The organism is Marinomonas algarum (genome assembly GCF_020532605.1).
Classification (GTDB): Bacteria; Pseudomonadota; Gammaproteobacteria; order Pseudomonadales; family Marinomonadaceae; genus Marinomonas; species Marinomonas algarum.
Map to the genome: position 1 here is coordinate 75,529 of NZ_JAJATW010000016.1, position 9,542 is coordinate 85,070.

9 protein-coding genes are annotated in these 9,542 nt (G+C 42.1%); 7 read left to right on the forward strand and 2 right to left on the reverse strand.

What is annotated here, in order from left to right:
• Positions 1–126: 126 nt before the first annotated feature.
• The gene (locus LG368_RS11165; protein ID WP_226754803.1) at positions 127–651 is read left to right on the forward strand and encodes a hypothetical protein; all 525 of its coding nucleotides are present in this window, start codon (positions 127–129) and stop codon (positions 649–651) included.
• Between the two features lie 169 nt (positions 652–820).
• The gene (locus LG368_RS11170) at positions 821–1,024 is read left to right on the forward strand and encodes a hypothetical protein (RefSeq protein WP_226754804.1); all 204 of its coding nucleotides are present in this window, start codon (positions 821–823) and stop codon (positions 1,022–1,024) included.
• Between the two features lie 126 nt (positions 1,025–1,150).
• Here the strand turns inward: LG368_RS11170 and LG368_RS11175 are convergent, their stop codons facing one another.
• Positions 1,151–1,408 (reverse strand): TIGR03643 family protein, encoded by a 258-nt coding sequence (locus tag LG368_RS11175; protein ID WP_226754805.1) that lies wholly within the window; start codon positions 1,406–1,408, stop codon positions 1,151–1,153.
• A gap of 300 nt (positions 1,409–1,708) precedes the next feature.
• On the opposite strand from LG368_RS11175, the gene LG368_RS11180 reads away from it, so the two are divergent.
• The 3 genes from LG368_RS11180 (at position 1,709) to LG368_RS11190 (ending at position 3,803) form a co-directional block, all read left to right on the forward strand.
• Positions 1,709–2,080, forward strand: a complete 372-nt coding sequence (locus LG368_RS11180) for a glutathione S-transferase N-terminal domain-containing protein (RefSeq protein ID WP_226754806.1) — start codon at positions 1,709–1,711, stop codon at positions 2,078–2,080.
• A 173-nt stretch (positions 2,081–2,253) separates the two neighbouring features.
• The gene (locus LG368_RS11185; RefSeq protein ID WP_226754807.1) at positions 2,254–2,712 is read left to right on the forward strand and encodes a PAS domain-containing protein; all 459 of its coding nucleotides are present in this window, start codon (positions 2,254–2,256) and stop codon (positions 2,710–2,712) included.
• Between the two features lie 44 nt (positions 2,713–2,756).
• Positions 2,757–3,803 (forward strand): methyl-accepting chemotaxis protein, encoded by a 1,047-nt coding sequence (locus tag LG368_RS11190; RefSeq protein ID WP_226754808.1) that lies wholly within the window; start codon positions 2,757–2,759, stop codon positions 3,801–3,803.
• 123 nt (positions 3,804–3,926) lie between these two features.
• On the opposite strand, the gene LG368_RS11195 is transcribed toward LG368_RS11190, so the two are convergent.
• Positions 3,927–5,420, reverse strand: a complete 1,494-nt coding sequence (locus LG368_RS11195) for an acetyl-CoA hydrolase/transferase family protein (RefSeq protein ID WP_226754809.1) — start codon at positions 5,418–5,420, stop codon at positions 3,927–3,929.
• 549 nt (positions 5,421–5,969) lie between these two features.
• On the opposite strand from LG368_RS11195, the gene LG368_RS11200 reads away from it, so the two are divergent.
• Positions 5,970–8,975, forward strand: a complete 3,006-nt coding sequence (locus LG368_RS11200) for a CheR family methyltransferase (protein WP_226754810.1) — start codon at positions 5,970–5,972, stop codon at positions 8,973–8,975.
• Positions 8,976–9,014: 39 nt separating this feature from the next.
• Positions 9,015–9,431, forward strand: a complete 417-nt coding sequence (locus tag LG368_RS11205; protein WP_226754811.1) for a hypothetical protein — start codon at positions 9,015–9,017, stop codon at positions 9,429–9,431.
• The last annotated feature ends 111 nt before the right edge of the window (positions 9,432–9,542 follow it).

The following is a 9,542-nucleotide window of genomic DNA, read 5'->3' on the forward strand; positions in this document are numbered from 1 at the left end:
TGCTTTATCGATAAGTCGGGCTTTTCTTTCAATATGATTACTGGGCTTTAGGGTTAACATCATTTCCATGATGATTTACTTAGTCAGCCAAAATGCAAATCAACCCTCGTTTAAAGGAGGACACCTATGTTTTGGGAACTCATTGCAACTGTTTTTGCAGGGATAGGCGGCGCTGGTATTGCGCTCATGTTACGAAAGATCACCAAGCAATCGGCACCAAAGTGGCTGGTTCCTGTCTTTGCTGGCGGCGCTATGTTGGGCTTTCAGGTACACGGTGAATACGATTGGTATGACCATCAAACTAGCTTGTTACCAGAGGGTGTCGTCGTGGTTAAGACGGTGCAAGAAGAAGCACCTTGGCGTCCTTGGAGTTACGTTTTTCCTCAGACTATGCGTTTTATCGCCGCAGACATTGATAATTCGGCAAGAAATAAAATTGATACTAATTTGGTACTGGTCGACCTGTACTTTTTTGAGCGTCGCCATATGGCTAAACGCGTGCCACAAATTATTGATTGCGTACAAGGCGCCCGAGCAGATTTCACACAGTCTTTCACCGGTTCGTCTTCTAATACTGCTCAGTCACCCATCTGGCATACCCTAGAACAGGATGACTTGTTGCTCTCATCGCTGTGTCAGGATCACACCTAGGTCGCTTTATGTTACTCATGCTTGACTGCATGTATGAATGGGTGAGTTTATTTCAGGTGTGACTGTATTTTATATCGTTTGTCTTATGATCGAGCTCTTTTTATTATACAAATACTGAAACAACGATTTTCAGTGTTTGCATGATAATTAACTCAATGAGGAAAACACGATGAAAAAGACTCAACCTGTCTCTACACTGTTAAACAACATAAACACCACTTATTTAACTGAAAACGAAAAATACGAAGCCATTGCTCGTGCTGAACGCGCTGAATACCTTGTTGAATGTCTGTCTGATGCGGTAAAAAGCGTGAAAAAAACGGTTTCTAAATGCAAAGCACTTTTTACTTCCTCTTCTGCTCAGCACGTTTAATTTCCTATCTTAACAGGGACGCTGCCAAGAACTCACTGGGCATACCCTAAAAAGAAATGGCGCTAGAATAAAAACATTAAGCGCTTTCCATTTCTTCTCCTCTTATTCTTCTCTTTCGCCTAACCTTTAATTCGATCTTGGTTTGTACTGTGCTCGACAATAACCCCGACTCACCGCTGGATCGCGTAATTGCAAATGCTTTGTCTGACGTCCGCTTACCCGTGCACGCCACAATTTAAAGCTTCCTGGCTTTAATGTCCGTCGCATAAAACGAATCACTTGTTGCTCATTCATGCCAAATTGATCCTCAATGGCTTCAAATGGGGTTCTGTCTTCCCATGCCATCTCAATGACTCTTGATTCTTCACTTGGTGAAAGCGCCATACTGTTAACCCTATGCTGATATTGACGATTGTGTAATATATAACTGTTTCTGATACGTCACAAAAGTCAAATAAGATGACCAAAACAAAATTAACCGCTCGTTTTTTAGAAAAGCTTAAAACGCCCATCTTTTAACGATAAGATACACACCACTTATCGTGTATCGACACCGCTATAACAACCTTGTTTAAAGCAGACGATGCGCTTCTCAAGCACGATTAGGTTGAATAGGTAGGCTTTTTAGAAACAGCGACTTACTACCTTCAACGTTCCATTATTTTTAAGGAAAAACATAATAAAATGTCATTATTTATCAAGCTTATACGTAATTTTCTAGGCCTTATCATTGTTACTTTAGATGTGTTAACACGTGGTGGCAAAAAGAAAAGACCGGAGGCAGAACAAAAGGCGGTGGACATCGCCACAAAAGATCTTGCTTTGTACCAATTTTTCGCCTGCCCATTTTGTATTAAAACCCGTCGGGCCATATACAAACTTAACCTGCCTATTGATATTCGCAGCGCATCGGAAGGCTCCCCACACCGTGCAGAGCTTGAACAGGGCGGTGGGCGAATCAAGGTGCCTTGTTTGCGTATTGAGAAAAACGGTAACGTCGAATGGATGTATGAATCATCCGATATTATCGCCTACTTAGAAAAGCGTTTTGGGTAAACAAAGGCGCTTTTTCGAAATCTAAAGCGGGCTTTTGCCGTTTTTTTTGACACTGGACTACTCTGTCGCATTGGTACTTTTTTATCATTAACAAAATCTAACATTAGAGGCATTTATATATACTCACGCTAGGGTAGAATAGCAAAAAATTTTACCTCTCTAAGGGATTACCAATGCGCAGCAATATGCCTATTACCAGCACAGAAAGAACCTTCAGCCAAGATGTCAAATTGATTTCTGTCACGGACAAGACAGGTAAGATTGTTAATTGTAACAATCATTTTGTAGATATAAGTGGTTTTAACAAAGCGGAACTCATTGGCCAACCTCACAATATTGTGCGCCACCCAGATATGCCGCAAGAAGCCTTTGAAAACATGTGGGCGCACTTAGAAGCTGGCAAACCCTGGATGGGGATGGTAAAAAATCGCTGCAAAAACGGTGATTTCTACTGGGTAGATGCGTACGTCACGCCCGTCACAGAGGATGGGCAGGTGGTGGGTTATGAATCCGTTCGCTCTTGCCCTGATCGCAAAGACGTTGAACGAGCTAACAAGCTTTACTCAGACATCTCTGCAGGCAAAAAAGCCCCCTCTTCTTTGCCACTGTTGAAAACCTTTTTTTACTCTTAGCACTGACTCTATATGGCGCGTTATTCGTAGGCGGTTACACCGTTTTGGCACAAATCACCTTGGTAAGTGCGGTTGTTATTTATGGACTTTGGTCATCGTCCAGTAGAAAAAAAGCCCTACTATCGTTAAATCAGTCACTTGAAGATTCCTTCTCGGACGCACTCGCCATACAAACCTACACCGGTGACAGTGGCTTGATTGGTAAATTAAAGGTCGCGATCAAGAGTCAGTATAGCCACTTAAGTACGGTCATCACTCGGATAGAAAGCGCGGCCTCAGATGTTGCCAAAGAATCCGAACGCAGCGCTCAGCTAACGAATACAACACGTGAGGCGATTTCTAGTCAACAGTCGGAGACTCGTCTCGTGGCAACGGCGATCAACGAGATGACGTCTGCGATTTCTGAAGTATCCAAACACGTAACAGATACCGCTGCGAACGCAGAAACAGCGAGCCACCTAGCCATCAAGGGTACGGATGTCGCAAACATTACACATCGTGCGATCGAAAAGTTAAAAGGTACGGTTCAAAATATTGGTAAATCTGTGCACGGTGTCTCAGAACAAACCACAAAAATAGCCCATGCTGCTCAAATGATTGAGCAAATTGCGGAACAAACTAATTTGTTAGCACTCAATGCAGCCATAGAAGCAGCAAGAGCGGGAGAGCAAGGAAGAGGCTTTGCCGTTGTCGCAGACGAAGTCAGAAGCCTAGCGCACCGCACGCAAGAATCAACAAAAGAGATCTACGGAATTGTGACAGAGCTAACAGAACGGGCTGGTAGTGCCGTTGAAGTGGCTGAAGAAGGTGCAAAAGATGCCGAAGAAGGCTTAAATCATGTTATTGAAAGCGGCGACATGTTGTCCGGTATTTCTGATTCACTAGGCCAAATTGCGTCTATGGCGACGCAAATGGCGACTGCCGTTGAAGAGCAAGCCTATGTTGCAGACGACATAAAAACACAAGTCGCTAATATTTCCCACTTATCTGACACCAGTACGCAAAGCTCTGTTGAATTGTCTGAGACCATTACTTACTTAAAAAGCATTTCAGATGAACTGCACGAGCTGGTTGTGCGCTTTAAAAGGTAAGCGGACTCAGCGCACAATGCGCCTCAATATCAAACCACACCTTAAAATAAAGCAACAAAAAAGCCGTAACGAAAAATGTCGTTACGGCTTTTTACGGTTTACTCTTTACTATCTAAGAAAGCCTTACGCTTTCTTCATGCTGCCTTCTGACTCAAGGCGAGTATGCCAGCTAAACGCTTCTTCAAGTAGGTGTGGTGTGTGACCGCCACGCTCACAAGCACGCTCAAAGTAGTCTAACAAAGCTTCACGGTAGTCTTCGTGAACACAGTTATTGATGACTTGTACGGCTCTTTCACGAGGAGCAAGGCCACGTAGATCTGCCAAACCTTGATCTGTAACAAGAATATCAACATCGTGCTCACAGTGATCCACATGGCTAACCATAGGAACCACACTGGAAATCGCACCGCCTTTCGCGATAGATTTCGTCACAAATACAGAGATATTTGCGTTACGAGCGAAATCACCAGAACCACCGATACCATTCATCATCTTGGTACCACAAACGTGCGTTGAGTTAACGTTGCCGTAGATATCAAACTCTAGTGCAGTGTTAATGGCAATAATACCTAAACGACGAACAATCTCAGGAAGATTAGACATTTCCTGAGGACGCAATACAAGCTTGTCACGATATTTGTCTAGATTATCAAAGACCTGGGCGTTAACACGCTCAGATAGGATAATGGAACAACCTGAAGCAAAATCCAATTTACCAGCATCAATTAGGTCAAAAGTAGAATCCTGCAATACTTCAGAATACATGCTTAAACCAGTGAATTTAGAGTCTAGCAATCCCATCATAACGGCATTCGCAATGTTACCGATACCTGCCTGAAGAGGCCCTAAGTTTTCTGGTAAACGCTTCTCTTCCACTTCTTTTTCAAAGAATTTTACCAAGTGCTTAGCGATTTGATCTGTTTCTTCATCTGGATCAGATACAGTAGAGAAAGAATCACTCTTGTTGGTGAAAACAATGCCGACAATTTTAGAAGGGTCAATGGCAATAGCCTGAGCACCAACACGATCATCAACATTCAAAATAGGCACAGGTGTGCGATTTGGTCGCGCTTCTGGGATGTAAATATCATGCATCCCTTCTAGCTTATCGCTGTGCAACATATTAATTTCAACAATCACTTTATCGGCAAACATAGCAAAACTTGCTGAGTTACCAATCGATGTTGTAGGAACAATGTGACCTTCTTCAGTGATAGCAACCGCTTCAATAATCGCCACATCAGGCTTATCTAGCTGGTTGTTACGCATTGACTCTACCGTCTCAGACAAATGCTGATCGATAAACATGACTTCGCCTTTGTTGATGGCTTTACGCAAAGTGTTATCCACTTGGAAAGGCATACGACGTGCCAAGGCACCCGCTTCCGTCAACAATTTGTCTAAATCGTTACCTAGTGATGCGCCTGTTATTAAGTTAATTTTTAACGGACTCACTTTTGCTTTTTCAGCCAAAGCTCTAGGCACTTCTTTTGCTTCACCGGCGCGTGTAAAACCACTCATGCCGATCGTCATTCCATCTTCGATGAAATTACAAGCTTCTTCAGCAGACATTATTTTTGTGTGCAAACTACTGTTACGTATACGTTTTAAATCCATGCTTACCACTTTTTATTTTAATTTCAGACTATTGGGTTTATGTGACATTACTTCAAAGCAACATTCTTTTGAAGAATCCCACCATGAGGCGCAAGAGCTAAAATAACGCCTAGACGTTTTAGAGCACTCCTACTGGTTCACGTGTAAAACACTTAACTCTGTGTAATTTTACAGGGAAAATTTATCTTAAGAAACACTACACGCTAATAAAATCGATCCAAGAGAATAGCCTAGATTTGATATTTATGGCATTTCTCATATGGATATTGAGTATTTCTAGAAAAAGAGATCTAAAGTGCGACGTTTAAACCGAGCTGACACTGCTCACCCTCTTTCCCCTATCTTATAAGACGGTTTCTGCCAGAAAAAGGTGTTCATATGGATCGAAGTGTATAAAATAAAAGTAATTTTTTATTTTGCCATTTTTGACGGTATCAGTTGTTACTTGAAACAACGCTCAGGGAATTGAGTCATGTCTGCGCTTTTATGGAGTGAACGACACTGATCAACGAAATGTGCTCCTGTATCAAATAGATGGACAACCAGCTTATGTCAAACAATGCCAACACCAAAGAAAGCCATTCTATTACACGACCGGACTTGACTGTTGTCGGTGTCGGCGCGAGCGCTGGTGGTCTAGAAGCCTTGCAGTCTATGCTGTCTAATTTACCGACAGATACCAACATGGCCTTCGTGGTCGCACAGCACTTATCGCCTTCTTATAAAAGCATGATGGTTGACCTTCTAGAAAAAGGTTGCACTATTCCTATTACCAGTGCCGTCGACAACGAAGTGCTTGAGCCAAACCATGCCTACATCTGCCCGCCCAACTACAACATAGAAATCACGAATGGTGATCGCATCAGCTTGATCAGCTATTCGGAGGCGCGTCGTACACCTCGCCCCTCTGTTGATATGCTCTTTGAATCTATCGCATCGATCAAAGGGGAAAGTGCCATTGGTATTGTTTTATCTGGAACGGGCACTGACGGCAGCCGAGGGATACGCGCGATCAAAGGGGAGAATGGTTTTGGTATTGTACAAGACCCTAAAGATGCCAAATACGATGGCATGCCCAACTCAGCGATCAACTCCGGTAATGTCGATCTGATTGTTCAATCGACAGAAATTGGTACCGAGTTAAAGAGCATCATGCACTTTCCTCGCAGACGCTCAGTAGATAATGAGAACGCCATTTCTAGAGAAACTTACAATGGCATCATTAACATTCTACGCAAGCAATGTAAGGTGGATTTCACGTTATACAAAGAAAACACCATAGTACGTCGCATAGATCGTCGTATGACATCCCTTAGAATTCACGACACCAATGCCTACTTAAGTCACTTGACGGAATACCCCGAAGAAGTCACGCTTTTATTCAACGATATGCTTATCGGTGTTACCTCGTTTTTCCGGGATGCCCGTGCTTTTGACTGCCTAGACCGAGAACTCTCGAATTACATTCTAAATAAAGAAACCAAAGAGTTGCGTATCTGGTGTGTCGGTTGTTCGACAGGCGAAGAGCCCTACTCTATTGCGATTATTCTTAGTCAAATACTCGGTGAAGCAATCAGCGACTATAAAATCCAAATTTTCGCCACAGACATCGATAAGAACGCGATTGAATTTGCACGCAACGCGGTTTATCCAGAGTCTGCTTTGCAAAACCTTCCCCGCGCGATACGAGAAAAATTCTTCATCGTCAATGATGATCAATTTGAGCTAACAAAAGCCATCAAATCTCACGTGATCTTCTCCGTTCATGACATTAATAATGATCCACCGTTTTTGCGTCTTGACCTCATCACTTGCCGTAACTTGATGATCTACTTTACCGTTGAACTGCAACGACAAATATTACCCACCTTTCATTATGCCCTTAACCCAAAAGGCATTTTAATGTTAGGCCAGTCAGAATCTATCGGCGTCTTTCAAGAGCAATACCGCCCACTGTCTAAGACCAATAAAATTTATGAAGCCTTGTTTGTTGGTAAAAAATTACCTCCAGAGAGAAAATCAACCAACATTAAGAAAAAGGCCGTAGATTACAAAGAACAAAGTGTGCCAGAAGGCCCAAGACGCAGTAAGTTAAACGAAGAGTTTTCCAATATTATTTCCAGCACATTGAAGGAATTTGTTTTACCCAATGCCATGCTGGTGAATGAAAATCAGGACATTGTTTTTACCGAGGGCGAAAACAAGTTATTAGTTCGTCCTTCTGGATTGCCAACCAATAATATTTTCAAAAATTTACACCCGCAGCTGTCCATTGACCTGCGCAGTGCCTTCCATCAACTTCAAGGTGGAAAAGACATTGCCAACACGGGGTTTCAATCTTTTAACCTTGATGGAAAAGACGTCTGGGTCAAACTGATTTTAATCTCCATTAAACGCGATGGTCCTGTAGGTTCATTGGTTTTGATCTTTTCACAAATCGAAGAACCGGTTGATATTCCTGTGTTAGCAGGTGGCAGCCAAGATACAACAAACCAAGCTGTGTTGTTTGAGCAACAACGTCTATTGCTAAAGACAAAAGAACAACTGCAAAACGTCATTGAAGAATTAGAAACCTCCAATGAAGAAATGCAGTCGATGAATGAAGAATTACAAAGCTCAAACGAAGAGTTACAAAGCTCAAACGAAGAACTTGAAACAACCAATGAAGAGCTGCAATCGACCAACGAAGAACTTCAAACCGCTTACGCAGAACTGCGTATGGCCTACGAAGAGCGTGAACACCAACGCACGGAATTGGAAGATCTAAGAAATGAGTTACAACACTCAAACAGCCTATTAGAAGACGCTGAGACCTCGGCAAAAATGGGTTCCTGGTTGTGGGACATCACTACTCGTAAGATCGACTGGAGTAATGGTTGCTATCAGTTATTTGGTCTGGATAAAGCCGTATTCCACCCGTCTTATGAAGCCTTTATCGGTCTTGCTCAAGATCATTACCGTGGCTTATTAGAAGATCAGCTCACTAACCTATTGCACAATAAAGCCACCCAACCGTTTATTTTTGAAGCATACGATTGCAATAAAAAGACGATTATTATTTCTTTAGAAGCCGTGGTGTCTTTTAACGACTTGAAACAAGCCGTTAAAGTGATGGGAACCATGACGGATATCACAGAAAACGTCATATCTGAACGTGAACAAGCCTTGTACAAAGATAAAATAAGCTACATATTAAACAGCAGTTTAAATGCGGCTTATGTACTTGACCTTAAAACAATGGCCATTGAATACGTTAATACAGAATTCCATAAATTATTTGGCTATTCTCTTGAGTCTTTACAAGCCTTTAGAGGCAATGAGTTTTATCAGCTTATCAGTCAAGACGATCGTGATACCTTTAATACTGTACTTCAAGATGTGATGAACTCGAAACCGGGGCAAGCCATTCCAAGCAGCTATAAAATTCGCGTCGCAGATTCTGAGCAAGACCTGCCCGTCTATGCAAACCATACTATATATGAGCTAAATGAGAATACATTGAGTGCCAGTAAAATCTTGGTGACTTTATTTTCATCCAATATAGAGCCGTTGTAATACGGATATGTACCAGATTAATGTTTTGATAGGTTACACATGACGACTATGCTGGATTACTTAGCCATTCCTTGCTTGATGACAAATGAAAACTTAAGCCTTATTCGTGTGAATGATAAGGCGACAGAAGTGTTTGGCCGCTTGCTTGAGCCAGACGCATTTCATCAAACACCTAAATTGATTACTCGGCTTATTACGAGTGATTTAGGCAGCTTTTTTCAGTGGATAGCGTTAGATAACGAACAGAAAAGTCCGATGGTCTTGGAAATCAAAGAGCTTAATACGACACAGAAATACCTTGTTAGCCACAGTAAACACAGTGTTGATGACAAAGTGACGTTTTTCTTTACCTTCTCCCCCATGAGTCAAAAAGCGGACAGCAACTCTAAAGCAGAGTTATACCAGCAAGCTTTTGAATACTCTAATCAGAGTATTTACTTAGTCGTCCCTGAATAATGGCGTTTCAGACAAGAAACGCCATGGTATTTTTAGGCTTTTCCATTAAAAACGTTATTTTTAGCCATATGCGCTGTAAAAAAGACCCAAAATATTGGGCACAATAAAGCC